Below are 24,661 nucleotides of genomic sequence, written 5' to 3' on the forward strand. Positions count from 1 at the left end.
ATCAAAGCATCTGGCCCGCGCACATGGCAAGCGATCGTATGAGACCGCGGCGGGGCGACGGAGAATGCTGTGAGCCCAACTTCGAAGATCGAAGCCGACGCAAGACGGATCAATGCGCGGCATCATGAGGTGAAGCCCGGCGAAATCGCCGTTGGCGTCATCATCGGCAGGACGTCGGAATTCTTCGACTTCTTCGTCTACGCGATCGCTTCCGTCATCGTTTTCCCCAAGCTCGTATTTCCATATGCCGACCCGTTGACCGGCACGCTCTACTCCTTCGCCATCTTCGCGCTTGCCTTCATCGCGCGGCCGATCGGGACGGCGATCTTCACCGCGCTCGACCGCGCCTACGGACGCAGCGCCAAGCTCACCATCGCGCTGTTCCTGCTGGGGACCTCGACCGTGTCGATCGCCTTCGTGCCCGGTTACGACCAGATCGGCCCGGCTTCGGCCTGGCTGCTGGCCATGTTCCGGATCGGTCAGGGACTGGCGCTGGGCGGGACATGGGACGGACTTGCCTCGCTGCTGGCGTTGAATGCCCCCGAAAAGCGTCGCGGCTGGTATGCGATGATCCCGCAGCTGGGCGCGCCACTCGGGCTCATCGTCGCCAGTGCCCTGTTTGCATATTTCGTCGGCAACCTGTCGGCTGAAGACTTCTTCAGCTGGGGTTGGCGCTACCCGTTCTTCGTCGCCTTCGCCATCAACGTCGTCGCCCTGTTCGCGCGGCTGCGCATCGTGGTGACGCCGGAATACACCAAACTGTTCGAAGGCCAGGAACTGGAGCCGACTTCCGTCCGCGAGACGTTGCGCGCCGAAGGGCGCACTGTCGTGCTCGGCGCTTTCGCGCCGCTGGCGAGCTTCGCCCTGTTCCACATGGTGACGGTGTTTCCTCTGTCCTGGATCTTCCTGTTCACGCGCGAGGGACCGGCACGGTTCCTGGTCATCGAGACGATCGGAGCCTTCTTCGGCCTGGCGGCAATCGCGATCTCGGGCGTCGTTGCCGACCGGGTCGGGCGCTGGCCCTTGCTTGGAGGCTCGGCGGTGGCCATTGCCGTGTTCAGCGGTTTCGCGCCACAGCTGCTCGATGGCGGCTTCGTCGGAGAGTCCGTCTTCATGGTGTTGGGCTTCGTCCTGCTCGGCCTGTCGTTCGGCCAGTCTTCGGGAGCACTCGCCTCGAATTTTTCAAAGAACTACCGCTATACAGGTGCTGCGCTGACCTCGGATCTCGCCTGGCTGTTCGGCGCCGGCTTCGCCCCCATTGTCGCCCTGTTCCTGTCCGCCCATTTCGGGCTGATCTCGTCAGGCGCCTATCTGCTGTCGGGAGCGCTATGCACGCTGCTGGCGCTGCGGCTCAACCAGCGCCTGGATCGGACTCCCGCTTGAGTGACCTGCTTGGCCAGGGCTGGGGACCTCCCGGCCCAATGACGCTGCACGACAAGACCAACAAGCAGAATTTTCTGCTTCTGATCCAACTGCGCTGGATCGCGGTCGGCGGTCAGATCGTGACGATCCTGTTCGTCCGCTACGCGCTTGGCATCGGGCTGCCGCTGGTGCCGATGGCAGTGGTGATCCTGCTGCTGATCGCTCTCAACGTCGCCAGCCTGCGCCGGCACAGCAGCCAGGACGCGATCACCAACACCGAGCTGTTTCTTGGACTGCTGCTCGACGTCACCGCGTTGACGGTCCAGCTTTACCTGAGCGGCGGCGCGTCCAATCCCTTCATTTCGCTTTACCTGCTCCAGGTCATCCTGGGCGCGGTACTGCTGGAGACATGGTCGGTCTGGGCGCTTGTCCTCATTGCAAGCACGTGCTTCATCGCGCTGACCACCTTCTACCGTGAGATCAGCCTGCCCGCCGCACACGGTGCCGGGCTGTTCAGCCTGCACATTCAGGGCATGTTCATCTGTTTCGTCCTGGCGGCAACGCTTCTGGTGCTGTTCATCACCAGGGTCCAGAACAACATTCGCACCCGCGACGCTCATCTTGCGGATTTGCGCCAGCAATCGGCGGAGGAGGCTCACATCGTCAGGATGGGCCTGCTCGCCTCTGGCGCCGCGCATGAGCTCGGCACGCCGCTGGCTACGCTTTCCGTCATCCTCAACGACTGGCAGCGCATGCCGGTTCTCGAGGCCGATCCGGATCTGGCGCAGGAAATCCGGGAGATGCAGGGCCAGTTGGACCGTTGCAAGAAGATCGTTTCGGGAATCCTGATGTCGTCGGGCGAATTGCGCGGCGAAGGCACGGTTCGCACCTCCGTCGATGCCTTTCTGGCGGAGCTGGTGGCCGAATGGAAGTCGACACGGCTGCCGCAAGGTTTCGAATACACCAGGCGTTTCGGCGCCAACCAGGAGATCGTCTCCGATCCCGCGCTCAAACAGGTGATGTTCAATGTACTGGACAACGCACTTGAAGCGTCGCCTCTATGGGTCGGTTTGATCGTCAGCCGCCACGCGGACGATCTCATCATCGAAGTTGTCGACGCGGGACCGGGATTTGAAGAAGCCATGCTTGCTGAATTCGGCAAGCCCTACACGTCGACCAAGAACCGGCCAGGTAGCGGGCTCGGCCTGTTTCTGGTCGTCAATGTCATCCGCAAGTTGGGGGGCAGCGTCACCGTAAGAAACAGAACCGAGGGGGGAGCTTCGGTTACGTTGCATCTGCCGCTGGCTGCTCTGTCTCCGCAAGGGCACAATGCCGACTAAACGCACGCTGCTGATCGTCGAGGACGACATCGCCTTTGCCAACGCACTGCGCCGGTCTTTCGAACGGCGTGATTACGAAACGCATAGCTGCCGGAGCGTCGACGGCGTGCAGGCGCTGATCGGCACCGTTGCCTTCCAATATGCCGTCGTCGATCTCAAGCTTGCCAGCGGCTCGGGCCTTGAGTGCGTCAGGGCGCTGCACGAACACGATCCTGAAATGCGGATCGTCGTGTTGACCGGCTTTGCCAGCATCGCCACCGCTGTCGAGGCGATCAAGCTCGGCGCCTGCCAGTATCTCGCCAAGCCCGCCAATACAGACGACATTGAAGCGGCTTTCGGCCAGGTCGAGGGCAATGCTTCGGTGCCGCTCGCCGAGCGGCCAACCTCGATAAAGAACCTCGAATGGGAGCGCATCCACGAGACGCTGGTGGAAGCCGACTTCAACATTTCCGAGACGGCACGACGGCTCGGCATGCACCGCCGGACACTGGCGCGGAAGCTGGAGAAGAGGCGTGTGAAGTAGGCACGATCCACCGGGCATGGCACATCGTGGCGATGCCGATGATAAGATTGATGCCGGCAACAATCATTGCATTCGAACGATGTCCTCCAAAGGAAAATTGGCAGGGCAGGGATTAAAATCCCCACATGCTCCGTAAACAGGACATGAAACCGCCGATGCCACGCTTTGACATCATAGGACAGCTCGGTTCGCTGCGCCGCTATGCGCGCTCGCTGACGCGCGACAGCACCGACGCCGAGGACCTTGTCCATGACGCGCTGGTGCGCGCTTATGAGCGGCGCAGCACCTTCCGCTCCGGCGGAAACCTGCGCGCGTGGCTGCTGTCGATCGTCCACAACACCTTCATCGACAGGATGCGGGCCCGCAAGTCCGAGGCGTCGCGCGTCGAACAGGCTGGATACCTGGCCGACGGCAGCACGCCGGCACCACAGGAACATTCGGTGCGCCTGGCGCAGGTGCGCCAGGCTTTTTTCAGCCTGCCGGAAGAACAGCGTTCAGCGCTGCACCTCGTCGCTATCGAAGGCCTCTCCTACCAGCAGGCCGCCGATGCCAGCGGCGTGCCGCTCGGCACGCTGATGTCGCGCATCGGCAGGGCGCGCGCCGCACTGCGCGAGATGGAGGAGCCGGCGAAGGCAAAAAACCACCTCAGGATCGTTGGAGGCCCTTCATGACCGCAACTGTCGATCCCGTGACGGATATCGACCTCGACGCCTATGTCGACGACCAGATCGACGTCACCCGCCGCATCGAGGTGGAGGCATTCTTGTCCGCTCGCCCGGAGGCGGCGGCGCGCGTGATGTCGGATCTCAGGACCCGCGATGAACTGCGCGTGGCGCTTGCCGGCTCCAAAGGCATGGCACGGCCCGCGACCGCCGATGCCGCGCGGCGGCTGGAGAGGGGGCTTGCCCGCGGCCGCATCTTCGGTGTGCTGCAGCGCGCCGCGGTGGTTGCTGTCTTCGTCGCCGCCGGGTGGCTGGCGAACGGTATCATCGGGCCGATGTCGGTGACCAAGGTCGTCGCCTCGCCGCAGCCGCCCGCCTATGTCGACGACGCAGTGCGGGCCCACAGGACCACGCTGGTGCGCGAGAGCATGCCGTCGCAGCCCGAGGCGCCCAATTACAACGCCGGCGAGATTCGCGCCGCGACCGCCATCGTCATGCCGTCGCTGCCCAAGGATTGGAAGGTCCGCGACGTGCAGATCTATCCGTCCCGCTTTGGTCCGAGCGTCGAGATGGCGGTCGAGACGAAAGACATGGGGCTGGTGTCGCTGTTTGCGATCCGGCCTGGAACCTTCGACGTCGTCAAGCCGACGATCGCGCCCTCGGGCGACATCTCATCGGCCTATTTCCAGATCGGCGATGTGGCTTATGCGGTGGTCGGACGAAGCGAGGTCCACGACCTCGACCGCGCCGCAGAGACGCTCGCCAAGACGCTCTACTGATCGATCCACAAAGGAGAACGCAAATGAACACCCCCAATCTGGGATATCGCGTCGCCGCCGGCGCCCAAACCGGAGCCGTCTTCGACGAGGGCCTGCGCCAGCACATGCTGCGCGTCTACAACTACATGGGTGTCGGCCTGGTGGTCACCGGCCTCGTCGCCTTCATGATCTCGTCAACGCCGGCGCTCTACGTGCCGATCTTCTCCAGCCCGCTGAAATGGGTGGTGATGCTGGCACCGCTCGCCTTCGTCATGCTGTTCTCGTTCAAGATGCAGACCATGTCCGCGGCGAGTGCCCAGGCGATGTTCTGGGCCTTCTGCGCGGTCATGGGCCTCTCGCTCGCCTCGGTGTTCCTGGTGTTCACCGGAACCAGCATCGCGCGCACCTTCTTCATCGCAGCCACCATGTTCGGCGCCACCAGCCTGTACGGCTACACGACAAAGCGCGACCTGACCCAGTTCTCGTCGTTCCTGATCATGGGCCTGATCGGCGTGGTGATCGCCAGCATCGTCAACATCTTCCTCGGCTCGACCGCGCTGCAGTTCGCCATCTCGGTGATCGGCATCGCCGTGTTCATCGGCCTGACCGCCTGGGACACGCAGACGATCAAGGAACAGTATGCCGAGAATTTCGACGCGGAATCGCGCCAGAAACTTGCCGTCTTCGGTGCCTTCTCGCTCTATCTGAACTTCATCAACATCTTCCAGCTGCTGCTGAATTTCACCGGCGAACGCGAATAACGACTATCCGCTGTGGGCAAGAGCGAGGGTTATTGCTCTTGATGCGGAGAGGTGGCCGGAGGGAGATCCTCCGGCCACAATTCGTTCCTGCAGAACCAGGCTGCACCTTGAGTCCCGAAGCGCTTTTGCTAGTCTGCCCACCGCGCCGGCCTTCAACAACGACCCGCGAGGAAATGTGGCACAGGACAGCCAAACGCTTCATGGCGACGGTATCTCGGCGACCATCGTTGCGCAGGGCGCCGAACTGATTTCGCTGCAAGATGCGCACGGATTCGAATTCCTGTGGCAGGCGGGGCCGGAATGGCGGCGTCACTCGCCGGTGCTGTTCCCGATCGTAGGGCGGCTGGCGGGCGATCATCTGCGCCATCGCGGCCGGACCTATCCAATGACGCAGCACGGGTTCGCGCGCGACAAGCCGTTTGCCTGGGCGCGGAAGGGGCCGCGATCCTGCACGCTGGTGCTCACCGACGATGTCGACACCCGGGCGCGCTATCCGTTCGCCTTTCGGCTTGAAGTGACCTACACGCTGGTCCGCCAGCAGCTTGATGTGACTTTCGACATCACCAACACTGGTGATGAGCTCCTGCCGGCATCGATCGGGGCGCACCCGGCATTCAATTGGCCCTTGCAGCCGGATCAGGCCAAGACGGACTACCGGCTGATCTTTGCCGATGATGAGCCGGCGCCGATCCGCCGCCTTAAGGACGGACTGCTGCTGAAAACGCCACAGCCGACGCCTGTCGAAGGCAACATACTCCCGCTCTCCGAGCGGTTGTTCGACGAGGACGCGGTGATCATGGACCAGCCCGCAAGCTCCAGCGTGCGTTATGCCCCCGAGCGTGGCCCGGCTCTGGAAATATCCTGGCAAGGGGTTCGGGAGTTGGGCGTCTGGTCAAAGCCGGGCGGCGCGCCGTTCCTTTGCATCGAACCCTGGCACGGCCTTGCAAGCCCGGTGGATTTCGATGGTGATTTTGTCGACAAACCAGGCCTGATGCTGATCGCGCCGGGTGCAAGTCGCGTGATGAGCTATCGGGTACGTCTGCTGCCAATAGCCAATTGGAGTGCGCTCAGTGAATTCTGAAACGATCGAGATCTACCATCCACGTGGTGTTTCAAATTTGGGCCAATGGGATATTGGTGGTCTCAAGCTCAAAGTCTATGGTCTCGTCGCAGACAACAAAAAGATCGACGAACCCATGGCGACTCTGGCGCAGTCATTCGTGCGACAGGAGGTTCTGCCGCGTGTGGCGGACGAGGGTGACGAGAATGGCATGGGCTTTGTGATCATTCATCCTGGTGAGCTCGGTGTGTCCATCTTAGCTCACTGGTGGATACAGGGTTCGGTGCTTTGTCAGCACATCTATCGGAAGCTGTATTCCGCAACCGAACCGATGGACACGGTTAAGAGACCTGTTATTGCCTGTGTTTGGGAATTGGCTCTGATGAATGCCGAGCAGGAAGCTTGGCGAAAAACGATGATGAAAGGCGAGCCCAATCCATTGGGATACATGGGCGCTTGGGCTGACTTCGAAGCTGCATAGAGGCTGCTCATGATCGACTATTGCGTGGTCGCCCAGATCGTCGGTGCCCAATGAAGCTGTACTTCAGCCGCAATCCCAATCCTCGATTGGCGGTCGCGGTCGCACGCTATCTCGAAACGAAACTGGACTTCGAATTCGCCTCGCCATTCGCTGCCGGGCAAATGGAGAAATTTCGCCGGTTAAATCCCAACCTCTCACTGCCCATCCTTGTGGATGATGAGGGAAAGAGCCTCTGGGAGGCAGACGCCATAGCCTGCAGGCTGTCGCGCCACGCGCATTCGGATTTCTGGCGCACCGGCGATGACGAACCTGAGATGATCCGGTGGCTCAGCTGGGGCAAGGAGTACTTCGCACTCGCTTGCGACACGGTGCATTTCGAACGTGGGACGAAACAGCGGTACGGCATCGGCCCGATCGATCAGAAGCGGGTGGAGGAGGGCCTGAACCAATTCCATACGGCTGCGGCAATACTCGACGCCGTGCTTGCCGAGCGGCAGTGGCTGGTCGGCAATTCGGTTTCCTATGTCGATTTTCGAATGGCGACCTTCCTACCGTTCAACGACGCCGCCAGACTGCCGCTCGACGATTATCCCTCTGTCAGCCGCTGGTACCGTCGACTTGAAGACATCGACGCCTGGCGTGACCCTTTCAAAGGGATGGATGCACCCGAATTGCCGCCGGTGCCGCAAATGGCCGTCGCGGACCAGCGGTGAGAACGCGCGCGAAGAGCAGCGCAGCAGGCCGAGCCTACCAAGGCGATGATGTGCGGGGGACCGGATGAATATCTATGTCCTGAGCGTGGTCGAAGGACAGGAATGGGTCCTTCCTCGGCAGGCGGACGACTACCAGCTGTTTTCGACGCTCTGCGGCCGGAAGCAGACACAATGGCATCCGTCCAGGATGGAGATCCTGCGCGAACACGAAGACGGTACGCTCCGGCAATATTCAGATTTTCCATGGCTTGGCGAGCATGTGCTCATCCTGCGGGCGAGGGCGTCGAAATTGCTTCGGCCAACCCTCGAACCGTACGGTGAATTCCTGCCGCTTCCTGCTGACGAGCCAATATCGCTCTTCAATGTCACCACCGTGATCGATGCGCTGGACGAGGAACGTTCAAAGATCGTTCGCTTTGACGATGGCGGCATCATGGTGATCGAAAGCCTCGTCCTTCGAGCGGACGCAATCGGCGGTACCGAGATATTCAAGCTGCCCGAGCGTGCCGACGGGGTGCGAATATCCGATATTTATCTGCAGGAGACGATCGTACGCCGGATCGGGGAGCTTGGGCTCAAGGGCATTGCTTTCAACCTGGTCTGGAGCGACGAGCCGGTCGGACGAGGCAGGATCGAATACCCAGGTGCCAAAAAGGGCATTTCAACCGCAAGCTCGCTCACGCGCTTTTGGGCCGCTCTGCGGCGAAGAGCGGGATTTTGACATCAAACCTGCCGGACGACGGTGCCGACCACATTGACGAGAAGGCGCGCGGCGGTCAGCGCTGACAGGCCGTCAATATCGGCCGGAGGATAGAACTCGACAAGGTCGAATCCTGCGATCCTGGCCCGTTTGCCGAGGCCGGCGATCAGGTCGATTACCTGCGTGTAGGTGAGGCCGCCGGGTGTACGCGCCGCCACGCCCGGCATGATGCTTGGATCAAGGCTGTCGCAGTCGAGGGTGACGACGACCCGCGCGCCTTCCGGAATATGCCGGAGCGCGGCTTCGACGCCCTGGGCATGAACCTCGCGGGCGGTCACGAAGCGGCTGCCATAGCGCCGGGCTGCTTCGATTTCGGCGATGCGCGCGCTGCCGACGCTGCGCAGACCGACCTGCACCATGCCGGCGACATGCGGCATCTCGCTTGCCCTGCGCATCGGGCTCGAATAGCCGTGGCGTTCGCCATGAACCTCGTCGCGCCAGTCTATATGGGCGTCGACCTGCAGGACCCAGACCGGCCCGTGCTCTGCAAAGCCGGCGAGGAAGGGAATGGTCATGGAACAGTCGCCGCCGATCAGGATCGGCACAGCCGGCAACGTCAGGATCTCGCGCGTTTTTGCCTCGATCCTGGCCCGGTTGCCGGCATTGTCATGCATGGTGGTCAAGATATCGCCGGCGTCGACGCAAGAGTCCGGCTTGCCGTCGAACAGCGGGCCGCCAAGATCGAAATCCCAGTGCTCGACGAACGCGGCATCGTCCTGGCTGGCAGCACGGATGGCGTTGGCGGCCAAGGCATAGCCGCTGCTGTCCTTGCCGGGATAGGTGCTGCCGTGACCGGCCCCGAAGATTACCGCACGAGGGACGCGGCTATCTGCGAGACGGTCGGGAAAGCCGAGAAAGGGAGGCGAGGGGGTCATGCCTTGATGGTCCTGATAGTGGCTTGGCGCACGCCGATCGGCTGCGGTTAGATCAAGCGCCTCGGCTTCAGCTTTGTGTGCCCGATTGGGTAAGCCCAATAAACTCTAAAACGATCGAGATCGAGCACCCACGGGGTGTTTCAAATTTGGGCCAATGGGACATTGGCGGCGGCATGGGCCGATTCCGAGGCGACATAGAGACTTGCGCGCCGGCGATGACGTTGGGCCGGGCTTGGATCGGCAGGCGCGATCCCGAAATTTCCAGTACGTGACGAGAATGAACCTTTGGCTGGCCGCCCGGTAGCGGAACCAGGCGGGGTTCACGTTGTTACCACAGCGGGCGACTGCCGGTTGCCGGATTCGGAGTCATCGTTTCATGACCAATGGCCCATTGCCTGAAAACGTTCTGGTCTCGCTTCCCATGATTGACGCAAAGGCGGCGCCGACGCTCAAAAATGCCGAGGCGGAGGTATTTTATACCGAAGCAATCCGCGAGCTTGCCGCCACCGACATTCCCTTTCTGGTCGCCGGGACCTACGCGGTAAGCGCCTATACGGGTGTCACCCGCCAGACCAAGGACCTCGATATCTTCTGCAAGGCAGGCGACTACGCGCGGATCCTCGCCCATTTCAAGCAGCTTGGATATGCCGTCGAAATCGAGGACGACCGGTGGCTCGGCAAGGTGTTCAAGGGCACGCATTTCTTCGACGTCATATTCGGCTCGGCCAACGGCACGGTGCCTGTTGGCGACCTGTGGCTGGAACACGCCCGCCAAACCGAGCTGTTGGGCAGCAGGGTGCGGATCATCGGCCCGACCGAACTCATCTGGTCCAAATGCTTTATCCAGGACAGAGGGCGACACGACGGCGCCGATATCGCTCATACGATTCTCAAGGCGGGCGATCAGATCGATTGGCACCGGCTGCTTTCTTATCTGGAGGTTCATTGGGAGGTTCTGTTGATGCAGCTTATCAATTTCAGATGGATCTATCCGAGCGAGCGCGATCATATCCCGGCCTGGTTGCTCGATGAATTGCTCGACCGCCTCGCCAAGCAACGGCAATTGCCGTCTCCAAGGATGAAGATCTGCCGTGGGCGGCTGCTTTCGCAAACCGACTACGAGATCGACGTCAAGGAATGGGGCTTCGCCGGTGTCGGTGGTGTGGGAGAATTCCGTGATGGCTGATCCCGTCAAGAGCAGCGCGCCCAAGGACGGCGCACGCGCGCTCAAAGTTGCCGCGGTCGGGGATCTCCATGTGCGGGAAGATGCGCAAAACTCGTATCGAGACCTCTTCGGCGAGATATCGAGCGAAGCGGACATTCTCGTTCTCACGGGAGATCTGACCAATCTCGGCAAGCCTCGTGAAGCGGAGATGCTGGCCGAGGATCTGCGCAACTGCTCGATCCCGGTTGTGGCAGTCCTCGGCAATCATGACTACGAGTCCGGTGCGGTGGAAGACGTCACGAAGATCCTGCGGCAGGCGCATGTTCACCTCCTCGACGGGCAGACAGTCGAAATCGAGGAGGTCGGTTTTGTCGGCGTGAAGGGATTCATAGGCGGCTTCGGGTCACGCATGCTCGGCTCATTCGGGGAACCGGCGATCAAGACGATGGTCGCGGAAAGCGTGAACGAGGCAATGCGACTTGAAAATGCGATGCGCCAGGTGCGGGCCAAGCGCACGCTGGTGATCCTTCACTACGCGCCGATTGCCGACACCGTCGCGGGAGAACCGCTGGAAATATTTCCGTTTCTGGGCTCTTCACGTCTGGCCGAAACGATCGATCGATTCCAGGTCAGTGCTGTCGTGCACGGTCATGCACATCGCGGTTCTTACGAAGGCCAAACGCCTGGCGGAGCCAAGGTCTACAACGTCGCCATGCATGTGGCCAAGCCTGGCGGCCGCCCCTACGCCTTGCTGGAAATCTGATGCCAACGGCTTGCGCCGTCGATGCCCATTGGCCTGGACTCAGTTGGTGGCGTTGATCGACCTCGCCAACTCTTCCAGCTTGCGGGGATCGTTGCCGTGACGGCGCACCAGTTCGCGTGCCTGCCTTGACGGCAAATCGGTCGTGGCGGCCAGCTGTCGCACCTGCTGATCGTCGATGGCGACTTGCGGCAGTGTATGGTCGATATCTCCTGACTTGTCCTTCATCACGCTTCTCCTTGGTCGATTTCGACGACAACGGCTCGAAAATCCGACCGGTTCCGAACGATCTGCAACTTTTGCGCCGGCATCCGTGGGCGGACCAACGTGCGCCTGCCTTGAGGGCGCAACGATCTCGATGGGCTGGATTCTGTCAGGAACCATGCCACGGCGGACGAGTTGTTCCGACTGAACAGAGACAGTTAGATGCCACAGCCAAGACAGCCAGACCCAAATCGCGATATGCCCGTGCCGCCTCCAACATGGAAGCCGGAGCCGATCGAGGAACCCGAACCGGAAACGCTTCCGGACGAGACTCCGCTGCCCAACCCCGACGAGAATGAAGAGCCTCCCGTCCACGCATGAGACGGGAGTTTCTGCATCGCGGGGCAAGCGCGCAACCTCCCGAGGACTAACGATCTATCTCGCCAAACACGATGTCGAGCGACCCGATGATCGCGGCAACGTCGGCGATCATGTGCCCTCGAGACAGGAAATCCATCGCCTGCAGATGGGCGAAAGATGGCGCACGTATTTTGCACCGGTAAGGGAGGTTGCCCCCGTCAGAAACCAGATAAACGCCGAATTCTCCCTTTGGCGCTTCAACCGCGGCGTAGACTTCTCCCGCCGGCACGCGATGCCCCTCGGTATAAAGTTTGAAATGCTGGATGGTCGCTTCCATAGAGCGTTTCATCGTGGCGCGCCGCGGCGGCGTGATCTTCTGGTTCGGAATCGCGACCGGCCCCTGGCCTTCGGGTGACCGCAGTTTTTCCAGGCATTGCTTCATGATCCGCACCGACTGGCGCATCTCCTCCATACGGACGAGATAACGGTCATAGCAGTCTCCGTTCTTGCCGACGGGGATGTCGAAATCCATGTCAGGGTAACATTCGTATGGCTGTGCCTTGCGCAAATCCCATGCCGCGCCCGATCCGCGTACCATCACGCCGGAAAACCCCCAGCGCCAGGCATCATCCAGCCCGATCACACCAACATCGACATTGCGCTGCTTGAAGATGCGGCTGCCGGTGAGCAGATCGTCGAGGTTGTCACAGACTTTGAGGAACGGACCGCAGAAAGCCCAGATGTCGTCGAGAAGCTTCGCAGGCAAATCCTGGTGCACGCCGCCGATTCTGAAGTAATTCGCATGCATGCGAGCGCCGGAGGCGCGCTCGTAAAAGACCATCAGCTTCTCGCGCTCCGCAAATCCCCAAAGCGGCGGCGTCAGGGCGCCGATATCCATGGCCTGGGTCGTGACATTGAGGAGATGCGACAGAAGCCGGCCAATTTCGCAAAAAAGAACACGGACAAGCTGCCCACGCTTTGGAACTGTTATGTCGAGCAGTTTTTCGGCGGCGAGGCAGAACGCATGCTCCTGGTTCATCGGCGCGACATAGTCGAGCCGATCGAAATAGGGCAGCGCTTGCAAATAGTTCTTGTGCTCTATGAGTTTTTCGGTGCCTCGATGGAGCAAGCCAATATGCGGATCGGCACGCTCGACGATCTCGCCGTCCAGTTCGAGCACCAACCGAAGAACACCATGGGCGGAGGGGTGCTGTGGCCCGAAATTGATGGTGAAGTTGCGAACGGCGGCTTCGACCATTGCTGCTCTCCGCGACTGCATTTCGCCGATTCAGTGATGCGTATGGTTCGATGCCTCAAGTCGTCGTCTGAATGATCAGCGTCAGCGTGCCATCGCCATCTATGTTTGCAGCGACAACCTGCGAGGAATTGAGCCCATTCGCTCTCAAAGCCGACGTCGCCTGAGGTGAGGCATCGACGGAGCTTTGCAGGCGAAGCAAATCTTCGGCGCTGGTCTGGTTAATCACGGCATCGGCCTGCGCCTTGATTTCGTCCGGCAAATCCTCGACGGCGACAATGGCGACGCCGGTGAAATTCAAACCGGCAGAGCCTGGATCGGGCGGCGCCAGCTCCGGCTGCGCTTCGCCCTGCGGTGGCGTCACCTGGGGAAGCTGCGGTCCGATAGTTTGGGCGTAGACGGGCTGAATGGTGACCGCCCCGGAAAGCGCGACAGCTATCGTCAACATGCGCATGGTCGCTCCTTGCATTCTTCGAGGGAGATTTTGAAGAAACCTCCATGCTGAGCGATGGTTCCGCAAGGCCGGTCCCACCGGGCGATTTCGCCCCAACTCACCCCAGAGAGACGCCGAAAACCCTGGCCAAGGCGTTCGTCACACGGCTGTCTCCAACCGGTTGGGCAGCTCCGTACGGATTCGTACCAGCGATTGATCTGCACCTTGGACAGGATCAAAATGAAGCTGAGGTGACCATGGGAGGGAGCCGCATGAGCATCGCCAGATGGGCAATAAGACCTGTCGGTACCGCCAAGGCGTTTCTGGCAGAAGAGCTTCGAAGTGCGCGATACGGCGACATCGTTTCGGTCAAAGCGGCGATAGAGGCCGCTCGCAGGGACGCGCCTTATTTGCAGGATACAGATGATGAATTGATGGAGACGATCGTCGAGCTGGCACGGGAACTGGGTCTGGCCGTCCTTTTTGACTCTCGCGATTGACCGATGAGCCATGGTCGATGCGATTTGGTACGAAATCGACAATTGGCTCATGGTCGAAAATGCGCAATCATTGGGAAATGGGACGACGGCTGGACGACAAACTCGATTGCAAGGCTTGTGGGACCATCCAAATGGACATTCCCGACGACGCCAACGAGTCGACGCCAATTCATTGCAGCAATTGCGGCGCCTTTCTCGGCGAATGGGGTGAATTGCAGGATGATTTCTACCGCCAGGCTCGCGGTACCGAAGCATTCGACTTGCGCAACGGAACCATTATCAAGAAGTAGCGCGCAACAATGCGCCCCCGGATGACACAGGTAAATCCACAGGGGGGTGGCAGATCTAACCGACGTCGATGACGACCATCAGCCCGCCGCCGCCCTTTTCCTCGACATTGTTGTTCGTCGTGTGATGCGGGATGTGGCAATGGATGAGCCACTTGCCGGGACGCCGTGCCTTCCAGACGACGTCATAGCGCTGTCCTGGCCCGACATTGATCGTATCGGCCAGAAAGCGCGCCGAGGGAGGAAGCGTCTCACCGTCACGAGCGACGACCTCGAAGGGTCCGCCATGGATATGCATGGGATGGACGAAGCCATTATTGGTGCCGATGAAACGCACCTTCAGCGTCTCGCCCACCTTCATGGGGATGGCGTCGGTTGCGGGATAGGCCTTGCCGTTGATGGTGAAGAAGTTCGGCATACCGCCTTCCATCGGCATCGAAGGATAGGTCAGTCCATCGCGCACCAGCCATTCCTGAAGTTCGATCACATAGTCGTGGTCAGCCTGAACCTCGTCGGCGGGATTGGCAGGGTCGATGATCAGCGCCCCATAGAGCCCCAGCGCCTGGGTACGGTCCGGCTTGGCATGCGGATGATAGAAATAGGTCCCGTGCTGGGTCGCGGTGAATTCGTAGGAATAGGATTGCCCAGGCTCGATCGGCGGCTGGGTGATCTCGGCGGGCCCATCCATCTGGTTCGGCAGGATCATGCCGTGCCAATGCACCGTGGTCTCCTCAGGCAGGTCGTTGGTGACGTCGATGCGAACCTTATCGCCTTGGCGAATGTGGATGCGCGGACCGGGGATCTGGCCGTTGTAGGCATAGGCGTCGACCGCGACCTTGGGCAGGATCTGCCAGCGGACCACTGAGGGCCTGAGGTCGAACACCTTGACGCCGTTCTCCAGGCGGAATGGCAGTTCCTGGTCGCCTTTGGCGGCAAGGCCATAGGATGCCGTGACGCGATGCGGATCGGTTGCAGCCATGTCACGCATGGCTTCCGCCGGCGTGTCGCGGCCCATGATCATGCCTTGCGGCATGATCGCCCCGCCGACGTCACGTGCCGAAAGCGTCAGGTTCAGCCAGTTCGCCGGTGCGGCCATGCCAATCGCCAGCGCCAGCACCGAGACCATGCCGAGGGCTGCTATCTGCGGCGTCGTGGCGTCCGTCTCCATCTGATGGCCGCTGCGTTTGGATTTGTGGGATGTGTTGGCGTGGCCTTGTCGTCGATCATCGCCGGCGCGGGCATGATGCGTAGCGTGCTGTTGCTGGGCGGTCGGCTCTCGACTGCTCATTTCGGCCGCCTCCGGGCGCTGCGTCATCAACCCGTGCTTCAGTCCGCGAGCGACCAGCCAGACATTGGCGGGATAAGCAAGTGTGAAGCCGGCAATGACGCCGATCGACATCACGCCCCAGAACAAGAACTCGGTCGGCTCCATCGCGCGCATGTCGCGTCCCATCATCAGGAAGCTCATGACGGGCGCCATGCCGGCCATCATGAAATTCATCGAGATGAACTCGGGCAGGAAGCTCTTGCGCACATTCTCCCAGTAGGTGCCGCCCATCATCGATTTCATGAACAGCGACTGGAAGATGAACAGGCCGAAGGCGAAACCCGCCAGATATTCGACGATGAGGTCGAGCCACATCGGCAGGCCAAGCGTTGCCGTGATGACCGCCGCGAGAATGATGCCGGTTGCATCGCCGGCAACGCAGTGGATGGTCGAACCGACGCCCTGCTTCCATAGCGGCCTGGTGAAGTCTTCATGCTCGCCCGGTCGTGGCTCCTTGTCTGCAAGCACATAAAGCAGCAGCCCCAATGGACCCATATAGAGGGTCACCAGGATGAAACCCCATTTCATCACCAGCGGTTCGGGATTGTTGCGGTATTGATCGAAGCCGACATAGAGCGTCGAGGCGGCGGCAAGAGCGAACCAGACAGCAAGGAAATAGTCGATTGGCTGGATGAACATGGATGCATCCCGTCGCGGATCAGCGGTTTGTCACAAGCAGCCCCCGCCGATGAACGCAGCACGTGTGTTTATGATCCCGCCGGCCCAATCCGGTTGTGTCGAATTCTCCAGCCTGGCGCTCTTGTCGAAGCATTACGGCGCGGTAATTCCTTTGAAGGCGTGGGCGCTTCGCTGCCTCAACAGGAGCTGGCCATGAAACATCAAACACTCGACCAACTGCATGCCGTCGCCAAGATTGAATCGTCGGCTGCATATTCCGCAATGACACGAAATCAGCGCATAGAGCGCTGGGCTGAACTGCTGGAGCGTAATCCCGAGCGATGCCTTGGCGCGTTTGCAGGCACCGAACATCTGCACCCCGAAGCACGTGCAATGATGCGGGGCGAGGGAACCGCAATTTCGGTTGCTTTCGAAGATCCAGTGCTGCGCGCATCGGGTTTGAAAGACGATACCTACGGCGAGGCAAAGCGCTTTTTCGAGCTGAACGACTGGCAGTTGCACGACATCGTCTGCGATTGCCACGTCGGCTCAACCATGAAAGCGCGCTGGGCTGCGACGCGAGTCCGCTCAGCCGTCAGCGGCAGGTTCTTTGCGTGGTTGCGGCAAAGGATAATGCGCTGACCCAGTTGGGGATCGTCGTCGCCCGCTGCGGCTTACGATCCCCTGTCTTGCCGATTGGATGTCTTGCCGATTGGATGTCTTCCGATCGGATATCTTGCGATGCGGATCAACGCTTGTCCTGGTATAGCCGGTCGGTCGCCCGGTCGCTTTCCCTTCGTTCAGCGGGCCCACGCCGGCGGCGTGCGATAACTGCATAGGCCAACAGCACGATCAGCAACAATGGGCCGCCGGCAACGACGACCAACCACATGATATCTCCAAACATGGCGGCATCTCCTTTCCCAGACAACCGGCAAGGAGGAGAACCGTTCCGCGCAGCAGCAGGGTAATGCCACCTCGGTCATCAACTTACGGATTGCGTTCGTAGGTTCCGATGAGTTCTGCCTGCTCGAGCGAGTGTTTCTGCGCCTCCCGCCAGATGCGCTCGACGCCTGCGCTGGCCGGAATGGCAAGGCTCGGCGTGTCGAGCGCGGCCAGCCGGAAATGGTAATGGTGGACGCCATGTCCGACCGGGGGTTCAGGGCCGTCGTAATAGGCGTTGCCAAAATCATTTGTTGCTTGCCTAAGGGCACCGGGACCTGGCTTGCCGCTTTCCGCCTCGGGAAGTTCCCTTGTCTCCGCGGAGATGTTGAATACCGCCCAATGACCAAACGTTCCGCTCGGCGCATCAGGATCCTGAACGACGAGAACGAGGCTTTTGGCGTCGTCCGGTACTCCAGACCATTTCAGCGGCGGCGATACGTTTTTGCCGTCTCGTGTATATCTTTCGGGAATTGGTCCGCCTTCGGCAAAGGCGGCGCTGCTGAGGGCAAGTGGCATGGTTCACTCCTTCCGGGGAAGTTGATCGCAGCGATGCCAACGGCATGCTATTTGTTGGTCCGCATCTTTTGTCTTGGATCGATCCCGCCAGCAGCGGTCGTGTCGTTCTCGACATCGCCTTCGACCGTGTTCTCGCCTTCAAGCTCGAACTCTTCGCCTTCCTTGATCGTTCCCTTGGAAGTCCCGATACCAGGATTGTTCGCCAAGTCGGCATCGCTGGGTTTTTTCCATTTCGGATGTTTGGTTTCGGTCATGAGAAAACTCCTTCGACGGGATTTCAGTTTAAAAATGCAAGCCAGATAACCGTTCCGGTTCCAGGGCTCTGCTTCATCGGCTCGCCGCGCGCGCCGGTTAGAGCCCGAATGGATAGGTGTCGGGAACGCCGGTTCTTGCATGCTCCGGGCCAAGCGGCGTCACTGCCGCGGTTTTGTCGAACCATAGGAACGCGTCGAACTGCTGGGGCAGGGAAGCGTCCGCATAGTGGCTGCCCAGCTCGGTTTCCGGCCGGTAGATTACCCCGATGAATCGCTCCAGCCTGCGTTCCAGCAGCCGCTCACGCAGCGTCTTGTCGCGCCCGAGGTCGAGCAGGAACCGCGACACAAGAGAATCGTGGCAAAGCCGTTCGTAGCTGTCGGCGTGCGACGCGCGAACCTGCTTCACCTCCATTTCGCCATCCCAGTCGCTTGCGGCCGCTACAGTGCCGGAATGCGTGCCCATACCGATTAGCGCTGCCTCATCGCCGAAACGCTGCCGGCAGAGCTGACCGATGTTCAGTTCGTCCCTGACGACACCCATCTCGGTGAAGCGGGCATCGCCGATATGGGAATTGTGCGCCCACACCACCGCCTTGGAGTTGGGGCCGCCGGCGTCCAACAAATGTTCCAAGGTCTCGAACATATGGGTGTCGCGCAGGTTCCAGGACTCCGCACCGCCATAGTACATGATCCGGTAGTAGTGTTCGGCGGACGCGATCAGCCGGGCATTCTGACTGGCGTCGAGAAAGTCGGTTCCGTCCTGTTTTGCATAATCGAGTTGTCTGGCGAGCAAGTCCCGGCATTGTTCCAGCACGGCTTTCTCGCATTTTTTATAGCCGGCGGTGAGCACCGCACGGCCGTAGGTAGACGGTTCGTGTTGCCAGGGCGTCAGGCAACCATACCGTTCGCGTGCGATCTTGGCTGCCTGGGGATCGACCCGGTCGAGATAGTCGAGGACCGCGCCTATGGACCCGCTCATATTGTAGATGTCCAGGCCGTAGAACCCTGCTTGCTCCGAAGGTTCTAGCTTCTCGTTGCGACGGCGCATCCAGTCGGAGAAGGCCGCGACATCGGTGTTGCGCCACATCCACGTCGGAAACCGCTGGAATGGCGCACCGGCGCCTGTTCGCGGCCGACGATGGCGAACGTAGCGGTCGATCGCCGCCGCATCGGGCCAGTCCGCCTCGACCGCGACGATGGTGAAGCCGTGCCGTTCGACGAGCCTGCGGGTGATCGCCGCGCGCGCCCTGTAGAACTCGGACGTGCCATGGCTTGCCTCGCCAAGCAGAACGACGCGCCGGTCGGCGAACCGATCGAACAATGCGCCGAAGGCCGGATCGTCGAAATCGGGCAGCGGTTCAGCCGCGGCCGCGATCATATCGGGCAGGCTGATTGGATGCGGATGTCGAAGTGGACGACCGACCTTGGTGACGGTGCCGTTTTCCGACCAACCCTGCTCGCCGATGAGAGGGACGAAGCGCACGCCGCCGAAATCCTCCTCGCTGTAGGTTGCGGCACCTGTCCGGGTGACTTTGAGCAGGCGTTGCAAATCGGGGTCGTCGCCGACCGGAATGACGAGCCTGCCGCCGACATCGAGTTGCTCCTGAAGGGCGAGCGGTGCGCCGGGACCGCTGGCTGTCACCACGATGGCATCGAACGGCGCCGCCTGCGGCCAGCCCTTGGTGCCATCGCCTGTCCGGACCTCGATGTTTCGATAGCCGAGTTTTTCAAACCGCCGTTTCGCCGTTTCTGCCAAACCGGGATGACGCTCTATGGTGTAGACCTGTTCGACGATCCGGCTCATCACCGCGGCGGCGTAACCCGAGCCGGTGCCGATTTCGAGCACGTGGTCACCCGGTTTGACGTCCGCCATTTCGATCATGAATGCGACGATGTAGGGTTGCGATATGGTCTGGCCGTCGGCGATCGGCAGCGGCGTGTCTTCATAAGCAAATTCCTCGAAACCGGGTTCTACGAAGGCCTCGCGTGGAACTTCGCGCATCGCCTGCAGAATTTCACGGTCATGGATGCCACGCCGGCCGACGTGGATATTGACCATTCGATCACGGGCACGAGGAAGATCGAGCATTTTTTAGCTCCCTTTGGTGCAACGCTTCGAGGTTGTCCTTCGCGGTAGCTGCCTTGAACCTGGCCTTCGCGATTCCAGTTTCTAACCGCTGGAGGACTTCAAGGTTCCCGCCTATTTGCGGACAGAGCCGCTCGCTCCAGCGGGATAGCGACCGGTCTCTTGGCCGCTCGGGTCGCGACACTGTCCCGGACGGCGGCAGTCGGGGGTTGCTCAAGCGCAAAGATGCCCCAGTTATCACCAGCGAACCGAAAGCTGGAGATGTCGATGAACGACAAGGCTGCCGCGACGCCGCAGGCTATCGGCCACGAACGGATCGACCTCATGGACCGTTACTGGCGCGCCGCGAATTACATCTCGGTCGGCCAGATCTATCTGCTCGACAATCCGCTGTTGCGCGAACCGTTGAAGGCCGAGCACGTCAAGCCTCGGTTACTTGGCCATTGGGGCACGACGCCGGGCCTGAATTTTCTCTACCTGCATCTGAACCGCGTTATCCGCGAACGCGACCTCGATGTTCTGTTTATCTGCGGCCCGGGCCATGGCGGTCCCGCAATGGTCGCCAACACATGGCTCGAGGGCACCTATAGCGAGATCTATCCCGATATCGGGCAGGGCGAAGACGGCCTCAGGAAACTGTTCCGGCAGTTTTCCTTTCCCGGTGGCGTGCCAAGCCATGCCGCGCCCGAGACGCCAGGCTCCATCCATGAGGGCGGTGAACTGGGATATGCATTGGTTCATGCCTTCGGTGCGGCCTTCGACAATCCGGGTCTGGTGGTTGCCTGCGTCGTTGGTGACGGCGAAGCCGAGACCGGTCCGCTGGCGGCGGCATGGCATTCCAACAAGTTCCTGAACCCAGCGTCGGACGGCGCCGTCCTGCCGATCCTGCATCTCAACGGCTACAAGATCGCCAATCCGACGATCCTCGGCCGCATGGACGATCAGGAATTGCGAGACCTTTTCGCCGGCTATGGCTACGAACCGTTCTTCGTCGAAGGCCACGAGCCGCTTGCCATGCACCGGTCCATGGCCGCGACGCTCGACACGGTGCTCGATCGCATCCGTTCCATTCAGGAGCAGGCACGGGCTCCGGGATGGCATGGTCAACGCCCGAAATGGCCGATGATCGTGCTGCGCAGCCCCAAGGGATGGACCGGGCCGAAGGAGGTCGATGGCGATAAGGTCGAGGGTTTCTGGCGCTCGCATCAAGTGCCGGTATCGAACGCTCGAGGGAATGAGGAGCACCGCAAGATCCTCGAAAACTGGATGCGAAGCTACGAACCGGGAGAGCTGTTCGACGAAAGCGGGCACCTGTTGCCGGAGCTTGCGGCACTTGCCCCGACAGGGACAAGGCGCATGGGCGCAAGCCCGTACGCAAATGGCGGCCTGCTGAAGCGCGATCTGATGCTTCCAGATTGGAAAAGCCTGGCGCTGGAAGTGCCGCGTCCAGGTGGCGTCATTGCCGAGGCGACGCGGATTTGCGGAAGCTATCTTCGCGAGGTGTTCCGCCTCAATGCCGAGGCGCGAAACTTCCGCCTGATGGGGCCGGACGAGACATCCTCCAACCGCCTCGACGACGTGTTCGAGGTCACCGATCGGATCTGGATGGAGCGCATCGAGCCCTATGACGTCCATCTTTCCCGTGATGGTCGCGTCATGGAAGTGCTGAGCGAGCATCTCTGCCAGGGCTGGCTTGAAGGCTATCTGCTCACCGGCCGCCATGGCCTGTTTTCATGCTATGAGGCCTTCATTCATATCGTCGATTCGATGGTCAACCAGCATGCCAAATGGCTGAAGACCTCCGGCGAGCTCGCTTGGCGCAAGCCGATCGCCTCGCTCAATTACCTTTTGACCTCGCATGTCTGGCGGCAGGATCACAATGGTTTCAGCCATCAGGATCCGGGCTTTGCCGATCTGGTCGCCAACAAGAAGGCCGACACGGTAAGGCTCTATTTCCCGCCGGACGCCAACACCCTGTTGTGGATCACCGATCATTGCCTGAGAACCTATAACCGCATCAATGTCATCACCGCCGGCAAGCAGCCGGGACCGCAATGGCTGTCCATTGAAGAAGCCGGAGCGCATTGCAAAGCTGGAGCGGGCATCTGGGAATGGGCCGGCACGGTTGCTCAGCACGAGGAGCCCGATGTGGTCATGGCCTGCGCCGGCGATGTGCCGACCCTGGAAACACTGGCCGCGACAGACATTCTGCGCTCCGCGATCCCCGACCTGAAAATCCGCGTCGTCAATGTTGTCGATCTGATGACATTGCAGTCGAACACGGAGCATTCGCACGGCCTGCCCGACGGGGACTTCGACGCGTTGTTCACGAAAACACGGCCCGTCATCTTCGCCTATCACGGCTATCCCTATCTCATTCATCGCCTGACATACCGCCGCGCCAACCATGACAACATGCATGTGCATGGCTTCCGCGAGGAGGGCACCACGACGACGCCATTCGACATGGTGGTGCTCAATGAACTCGACCGCTACCATCTCGCGCTCGCCGCCATCGAACGCGTGCCGGGACTGGCCGAAAGGGCCGAAGGGCTTGCCGGCGAACTCCACGGCAGGTTGGCGAAGCACAAGGCCTATGTGCGCGAGCACGGCGAAGACATGCCCGAAATCCAGAAATGGAGCTGGCCCGACAAAGCCGCGACAAAGGGGCGCCAATGACGCGTCGGTCGATCCTGGCGCTGAATGCCGGCTCGTCCAGCATCAAGTTCGCGCTTTACGATCTTGTCTCATCACGGGATATGCAACTCGTTTCACGCGGCACGCTGGACCTGGGCGACAAACCCACACTGCGCGCAAAAGCGGCCGACGGAACGGTGCAGTGCGATCGGCCGCTCACCGCCGACAAGCGGCGTGACGCGGCCATAGGCGAGATGCTGAATTGGGTGCAGGGCGAAATTGGGGAAAGAAACCTGATCTGCGCCGGCCATCGCATCGTGCATGGCGGAAGCGAGTTCATCGAACCTGTCCGTCTGACCCCAGACATCATCGACGCCATCGACAAACTTACGCCGCTTGCTCCGCTGCATCAGCCTCGCAGTCTCGCGCCCGTCCGTGCAATAGCCGCCTTGCAACCGGACCTGCCACAGGTTGGCTGTTTCGACACCGCTTTCCACCAGACGATCGATCCGCTCGTGCGGCGCTTTGCCCTTCCGCGCCAGTATGAAGAGCAAGGCTTGCGCCGCTACGGGTTCCACGGTCTCTCCTATGAATACATCGCCGGGCGGCTCAGCGAGATATCGCCAATTTTCGCGGCGAAACACACGATCGTCGCCCATCTCGGCAATGGGGCAAGTCTTTGCGCCCTGCACGGGGGCAAAAGCATCGATACCACGATGGGTTTTTCGGCCCTGGATGGCCTCGTCATGGGCACGCGGTGCGGCGCCATCGATCCCGGCGTGCTGTTGTATTTCCTGCTGGAAAGAGGCATCGCGGCGGAAAAACTGCAGGCGATGCTCTACGAGAAGTCGGGCCTGCTCGGCGTATCCGGTATTTCCGGCGACATGAGGACGCTCGAAGCGAGCAATGATCCTCGCTCGCAAGAGGCGATGGCGCTTTTCGCCTTTCGCGCCGCGAGAGAGGCCGCGGCGCTTGCAAACACGATGGGTGGCCTTGAATGCCTGGTGTTCACCGCCGGCATCGGCGAACGGTCCGCGACCATCCGCAAGGCCATATGCGAAAAATTGACCTGGCTTGGCGTGGTGCTTGAAGATCGCGCCAACAACACCCACGCCGAGATCCTCAGTCGTCCCGAGAGCAAGGTGGAAGTACGGGTGATTGCGACCGATGAGGAAAGTGTCGTTGCACGTCACAGCCGCATGGTGATGCAAGCCTAAACGCTCGCCTCGGCATCGGAAAATCGGCTGTCGATTCGGCCCGATGAAAGCGCGGGCAAGGGTATTCCCTGTACGAAAATTACCAAGCAAGCGGTCGGGGGAACCAACTGCCCATAGAAATATTGTGCGAGCAATCCCGGCTAACCCCGAGATCGTCGGCCGATGATCAGGCCGACAGCCTTACTTCAGGCATTGGCTGAGGAATCCATGTTTACGGACGACGTTGCGGTGAGGCGCCTGAAAATCCTGGTCGAGCAATATGTCGAGACACGCAAGAAACGCCACGATGTGATCTCTACCGCCAAGGCCGGGACCGCAATTCGAGAGGTGATGCCAAGTTGCCCGCTTTCCGGAAAGGCCTTCGATGATCTGATAGCGGCCTGCGCCATCGAGCATGGCCTCGCTGTGCTCTTCGACAATCCGGGGACATCAGGCACTGAAGTCTGAGGCTGGCGCTTCCGATGCTACCGTCGCGATGAGCAGGAGTTCAGTCGGCATGTCCAGGTACTTTTTCGACCTTCGAGATGAGAGCGGAAGCTTGCAGGAGGATCCCGAGGGCCAGGAATTTTCTGATCTCGCGAGCGCTGAGGAAAACGCGATGGCGTCGGCGAAGGAAATCCTTGCCGAAGAGCTGCTGCATGGCAGGCCGCTGCGTACCGGATTGACCTTCGAGATTTTTGACGAGAACCGCAACCTGGTGCTGCGCTTTCCTTTTGCGCTCGCGGCCGAAAAGGCCGGGGCACCCCCTTAATCCCGAATTGCCTGGCCGATCACTTGCAGGGGCCATACAGGTCGCCTCATG

At 60.8% G+C, this 24,661-nt stretch carries 28 protein-coding genes; 19 read left to right on the top strand and 9 right to left on the bottom strand.

Annotation, left to right across the window (positions count from 1 at the left end):
* The first annotated feature begins 69 nt into the window (after positions 1-69).
* From AC0NIL_RS19225 to AC0NIL_RS19270, 10 genes are all read left to right on the top strand, one after another.
* Positions 70-1,383: an MFS transporter gene (locus AC0NIL_RS19225; protein ID WP_024505203.1), complete on the top strand. Its 1,314-nt coding sequence runs from the start codon at positions 70-72 to the stop codon at positions 1,381-1,383.
* 38 nt (positions 1,384-1,421) lie between these two features.
* The gene (locus AC0NIL_RS19230; protein WP_063172182.1) at positions 1,422-2,702 is read left to right on the top strand and encodes an ATP-binding protein; all 1,281 of its coding nucleotides are present in this window, start codon (positions 1,422-1,424) and stop codon (positions 2,700-2,702) included.
* Entirely contained in the window at positions 2,692-3,225 is a 534-nt protein-coding gene (locus AC0NIL_RS19235; protein WP_024505205.1) for a response regulator transcription factor, read from the top strand. The genes AC0NIL_RS19230 and AC0NIL_RS19235 overlap by 11 nt, the downstream gene beginning before the upstream one ends.
* A gap of 155 nt (positions 3,226-3,380) precedes the next feature.
* The gene (locus AC0NIL_RS19240; RefSeq protein ID WP_174299063.1) at positions 3,381-3,896 is read left to right on the top strand and encodes a sigma-70 family RNA polymerase sigma factor; all 516 of its coding nucleotides are present in this window, start codon (positions 3,381-3,383) and stop codon (positions 3,894-3,896) included.
* On the top strand, positions 3,893-4,666 hold the full coding sequence (locus AC0NIL_RS19245; RefSeq protein WP_013531511.1) for an anti-sigma factor family protein: 774 nt from the start codon (positions 3,893-3,895) through the stop codon (positions 4,664-4,666). Before AC0NIL_RS19240 ends, AC0NIL_RS19245 begins: the two co-directional genes overlap by 4 nt.
* Before the next feature lie 23 nt (positions 4,667-4,689).
* Positions 4,690-5,406 carry a Bax inhibitor-1/YccA family protein gene (locus AC0NIL_RS19250; RefSeq protein WP_473574092.1) on the top strand — a complete coding sequence of 239 codons (717 nt, stop codon included), beginning with the start codon at positions 4,690-4,692 and terminating at the stop codon, positions 5,404-5,406.
* Between the two features lie 175 nt (positions 5,407-5,581).
* Entirely contained in the window at positions 5,582-6,487 is a 906-nt protein-coding gene (locus AC0NIL_RS19255; protein WP_473574093.1) for an aldose 1-epimerase family protein, read from the top strand.
* The gene (locus AC0NIL_RS19260; RefSeq protein WP_027163485.1) at positions 6,477-6,947 is read left to right on the top strand and encodes a hypothetical protein; all 471 of its coding nucleotides are present in this window, start codon (positions 6,477-6,479) and stop codon (positions 6,945-6,947) included. Before AC0NIL_RS19255 ends, AC0NIL_RS19260 begins: the two co-directional genes overlap by 11 nt.
* 50 nt (positions 6,948-6,997) lie before the next feature.
* Positions 6,998-7,660, top strand: coding sequence for a glutathione S-transferase family protein (locus AC0NIL_RS19265; RefSeq protein ID WP_473574094.1), 663 nt, complete (start codon positions 6,998-7,000; stop codon positions 7,658-7,660).
* A gap of 64 nt (positions 7,661-7,724) precedes the next feature.
* A complete protein-coding gene (locus AC0NIL_RS19270; RefSeq protein WP_473574095.1) occupies positions 7,725-8,381 on the top strand; it encodes an imm11 family protein in 657 nt (218 codons plus the stop codon).
* A gap of 2 nt (positions 8,382-8,383) precedes the next feature.
* On the opposite strand, the gene AC0NIL_RS19275 is transcribed toward AC0NIL_RS19270, so the two are convergent.
* Positions 8,384-9,295, bottom strand: coding sequence for an agmatinase (locus AC0NIL_RS19275; protein WP_473574096.1), 912 nt, complete (start codon positions 9,293-9,295; stop codon positions 8,384-8,386).
* A gap of 376 nt (positions 9,296-9,671) precedes the next feature.
* Between AC0NIL_RS19275 and AC0NIL_RS19280 the strand changes: the two genes are divergently transcribed.
* Complete coding sequence (locus tag AC0NIL_RS19280) at positions 9,672-10,481, top strand: nucleotidyltransferase family protein (RefSeq protein ID WP_063168036.1); 810 nt, start codon at positions 9,672-9,674, stop codon at positions 10,479-10,481.
* Positions 10,474-11,223, top strand: coding sequence for a metallophosphoesterase family protein (locus AC0NIL_RS19285; RefSeq protein ID WP_013531519.1), 750 nt, complete (start codon positions 10,474-10,476; stop codon positions 11,221-11,223). The genes AC0NIL_RS19280 and AC0NIL_RS19285 overlap by 8 nt, the downstream gene beginning before the upstream one ends.
* A 39-nt stretch (positions 11,224-11,262) precedes the next feature.
* On the opposite strand, the gene AC0NIL_RS19290 is transcribed toward AC0NIL_RS19285, so the two are convergent.
* The 3 genes from AC0NIL_RS19290 to AC0NIL_RS19300 form a co-directional block, all read right to left on the bottom strand.
* Positions 11,263-11,448: a hypothetical protein gene (locus AC0NIL_RS19290; RefSeq protein ID WP_013531520.1), complete on the bottom strand. Its 186-nt coding sequence runs from the start codon at positions 11,446-11,448 to the stop codon at positions 11,263-11,265.
* A 403-nt stretch (positions 11,449-11,851) separates the two neighbouring features.
* Positions 11,852-13,042 carry an NADH-quinone oxidoreductase subunit D gene (locus AC0NIL_RS19295; protein ID WP_473574097.1) on the bottom strand — a complete coding sequence of 397 codons (1,191 nt, stop codon included), beginning with the start codon at positions 13,040-13,042 and terminating at the stop codon, positions 11,852-11,854.
* 55 nt (positions 13,043-13,097) lie between these two features.
* Positions 13,098-13,493, bottom strand: a complete 396-nt coding sequence (locus AC0NIL_RS19300) for a hypothetical protein (RefSeq protein WP_013531523.1) — start codon at positions 13,491-13,493, stop codon at positions 13,098-13,100.
* 251 nt (positions 13,494-13,744) lie between these two features.
* On the opposite strand from AC0NIL_RS19300, the gene AC0NIL_RS19305 reads away from it, so the two are divergent.
* Positions 13,745-13,972, top strand: a complete 228-nt coding sequence (locus tag AC0NIL_RS19305; protein WP_023812003.1) for a hypothetical protein — start codon at positions 13,745-13,747, stop codon at positions 13,970-13,972.
* Entirely contained in the window at positions 13,969-14,262 is a 294-nt protein-coding gene (locus AC0NIL_RS19310; protein WP_164745831.1) for a hypothetical protein, read from the top strand. Before AC0NIL_RS19305 ends, AC0NIL_RS19310 begins: the two co-directional genes overlap by 4 nt.
* Before the next feature lie 55 nt (positions 14,263-14,317).
* On the opposite strand, the gene AC0NIL_RS19315 is transcribed toward AC0NIL_RS19310, so the two are convergent.
* Positions 14,318-16,225, bottom strand: coding sequence for a multicopper oxidase domain-containing protein (locus AC0NIL_RS19315; protein ID WP_473574098.1), 1,908 nt, complete (start codon positions 16,223-16,225; stop codon positions 14,318-14,320).
* Between the two features lie 192 nt (positions 16,226-16,417).
* Between AC0NIL_RS19315 and AC0NIL_RS19320 the strand changes: the two genes are divergently transcribed.
* Entirely contained in the window at positions 16,418-16,846 is a 429-nt protein-coding gene (locus AC0NIL_RS19320) for a hypothetical protein (protein ID WP_013531527.1), read from the top strand.
* A 106-nt stretch (positions 16,847-16,952) separates the two neighbouring features.
* Here AC0NIL_RS19320 and AC0NIL_RS19325 read toward each other — a convergent pair whose 3' ends face one another.
* From AC0NIL_RS19325 to AC0NIL_RS19340, 4 genes are all read right to left on the bottom strand, one after another.
* Positions 16,953-17,111 carry a hypothetical protein gene (locus AC0NIL_RS19325; RefSeq protein WP_013531528.1) on the bottom strand — a complete coding sequence of 53 codons (159 nt, stop codon included), beginning with the start codon at positions 17,109-17,111 and terminating at the stop codon, positions 16,953-16,955.
* Between the two features lie 83 nt (positions 17,112-17,194).
* A complete protein-coding gene (locus AC0NIL_RS19330) occupies positions 17,195-17,665 on the bottom strand; it encodes a YbhB/YbcL family Raf kinase inhibitor-like protein (protein WP_013531529.1) in 471 nt (156 codons plus the stop codon).
* Positions 17,666-17,712: 47 nt separating this feature from the next.
* Entirely contained in the window at positions 17,713-17,919 is a 207-nt protein-coding gene (locus AC0NIL_RS19335) for a hypothetical protein (RefSeq protein ID WP_337122051.1), read from the bottom strand.
* A 97-nt stretch (positions 17,920-18,016) separates the two neighbouring features.
* Positions 18,017-20,008, bottom strand: coding sequence for a protein-L-isoaspartate(D-aspartate) O-methyltransferase (locus AC0NIL_RS19340; RefSeq protein WP_063168033.1), 1,992 nt, complete (start codon positions 20,006-20,008; stop codon positions 18,017-18,019).
* 264 nt (positions 20,009-20,272) lie between these two features.
* On the opposite strand from AC0NIL_RS19340, the gene AC0NIL_RS19345 reads away from it, so the two are divergent.
* The 4 genes from AC0NIL_RS19345 to AC0NIL_RS19360 all read left to right on the top strand — a co-directional run bounded on the left by AC0NIL_RS19345 (position 20,273) and on the right by AC0NIL_RS19360 (position 24,610).
* A complete protein-coding gene (locus AC0NIL_RS19345) occupies positions 20,273-22,684 on the top strand; it encodes a phosphoketolase family protein (RefSeq protein ID WP_473574099.1) in 2,412 nt (803 codons plus the stop codon).
* Entirely contained in the window at positions 22,681-23,859 is a 1,179-nt protein-coding gene (locus AC0NIL_RS19350) for an acetate/propionate family kinase (RefSeq protein ID WP_473574100.1), read from the top strand. The genes AC0NIL_RS19345 and AC0NIL_RS19350 overlap by 4 nt, the downstream gene beginning before the upstream one ends.
* Positions 23,860-24,066: 207 nt before the next feature.
* Entirely contained in the window at positions 24,067-24,306 is a 240-nt protein-coding gene (locus AC0NIL_RS19355) for a hypothetical protein (RefSeq protein ID WP_013531534.1), read from the top strand.
* Between the two features lie 91 nt (positions 24,307-24,397).
* Positions 24,398-24,610, top strand: a complete 213-nt coding sequence (locus AC0NIL_RS19360; protein ID WP_063168031.1) for a DUF6894 family protein — start codon at positions 24,398-24,400, stop codon at positions 24,608-24,610.
* Positions 24,611-24,661: the final 51 nt, after the last annotated feature.

This window comes from Mesorhizobium sp. WSM1343 (assembly GCF_055901535.1).

Coding starts and splice junctions, on each gene's coding strand:
- AC0NIL_RS19245 (WP_013531511.1), top strand. CDS start 3,893: ATGACCGCAACTGTCGATCCCGTGACGGATATCGACCTCGACGCCTAT.
- AC0NIL_RS19235 (WP_024505205.1), top strand. CDS start 2,692: ATGCCGACTAAACGCACGCTGCTGATCGTCGAGGACGACATCGCCTTT.
- AC0NIL_RS19270 (WP_473574095.1), top strand. CDS start 7,725: ATGAATATCTATGTCCTGAGCGTGGTCGAAGGACAGGAATGGGTCCTT.
- AC0NIL_RS19240 (WP_174299063.1), top strand. CDS start 3,381: ATGCCACGCTTTGACATCATAGGACAGCTCGGTTCGCTGCGCCGCTAT.
- AC0NIL_RS19275 (WP_473574096.1), bottom strand. CDS start 9,295: ATGACCCCCTCGCCTCCCTTTCTCGGCTTTCCCGACCGTCTCGCAGAT.
- AC0NIL_RS19265 (WP_473574094.1), top strand. CDS start 6,998: ATGAAGCTGTACTTCAGCCGCAATCCCAATCCTCGATTGGCGGTCGCG.
- AC0NIL_RS19315 (WP_473574098.1), bottom strand. CDS start 16,225: ATGTTCATCCAGCCAATCGACTATTTCCTTGCTGTCTGGTTCGCTCTT.
- AC0NIL_RS19280 (WP_063168036.1), top strand. CDS start 9,672: ATGACCAATGGCCCATTGCCTGAAAACGTTCTGGTCTCGCTTCCCATG.
- AC0NIL_RS19295 (WP_473574097.1), bottom strand. CDS start 13,042: ATGGTCGAAGCCGCCGTTCGCAACTTCACCATCAATTTCGGGCCACAG.
- AC0NIL_RS19330 (WP_013531529.1), bottom strand. CDS start 17,665: ATGCCACTTGCCCTCAGCAGCGCCGCCTTTGCCGAAGGCGGACCAATT.
- AC0NIL_RS19285 (WP_013531519.1), top strand. CDS start 10,474: ATGGCTGATCCCGTCAAGAGCAGCGCGCCCAAGGACGGCGCACGCGCG.
- AC0NIL_RS19230 (WP_063172182.1), top strand. CDS start 1,422: ATGACGCTGCACGACAAGACCAACAAGCAGAATTTTCTGCTTCTGATC.
- AC0NIL_RS19325 (WP_013531528.1), bottom strand. CDS start 17,111: ATGTTTGGAGATATCATGTGGTTGGTCGTCGTTGCCGGCGGCCCATTG.
- AC0NIL_RS19355 (WP_013531534.1), top strand. CDS start 24,067: ATGTTTACGGACGACGTTGCGGTGAGGCGCCTGAAAATCCTGGTCGAG.
- AC0NIL_RS19350 (WP_473574100.1), top strand. CDS start 22,681: ATGACGCGTCGGTCGATCCTGGCGCTGAATGCCGGCTCGTCCAGCATC.
- AC0NIL_RS19300 (WP_013531523.1), bottom strand. CDS start 13,493: ATGCGCATGTTGACGATAGCTGTCGCGCTTTCCGGGGCGGTCACCATT.
- AC0NIL_RS19335 (WP_337122051.1), bottom strand. CDS start 17,919: ATGACCGAAACCAAACATCCGAAATGGAAAAAACCCAGCGATGCCGAC.
- AC0NIL_RS19250 (WP_473574092.1), top strand. CDS start 4,690: ATGAACACCCCCAATCTGGGATATCGCGTCGCCGCCGGCGCCCAAACC.
- AC0NIL_RS19290 (WP_013531520.1), bottom strand. CDS start 11,448: ATGAAGGACAAGTCAGGAGATATCGACCATACACTGCCGCAAGTCGCC.
- AC0NIL_RS19320 (WP_013531527.1), top strand. CDS start 16,418: ATGAAACATCAAACACTCGACCAACTGCATGCCGTCGCCAAGATTGAA.
- AC0NIL_RS19305 (WP_023812003.1), top strand. CDS start 13,745: ATGAGCATCGCCAGATGGGCAATAAGACCTGTCGGTACCGCCAAGGCG.
- AC0NIL_RS19345 (WP_473574099.1), top strand. CDS start 20,273: ATGAACGACAAGGCTGCCGCGACGCCGCAGGCTATCGGCCACGAACGG.
- AC0NIL_RS19340 (WP_063168033.1), bottom strand. CDS start 20,008: ATGCTCGATCTTCCTCGTGCCCGTGATCGAATGGTCAATATCCACGTC.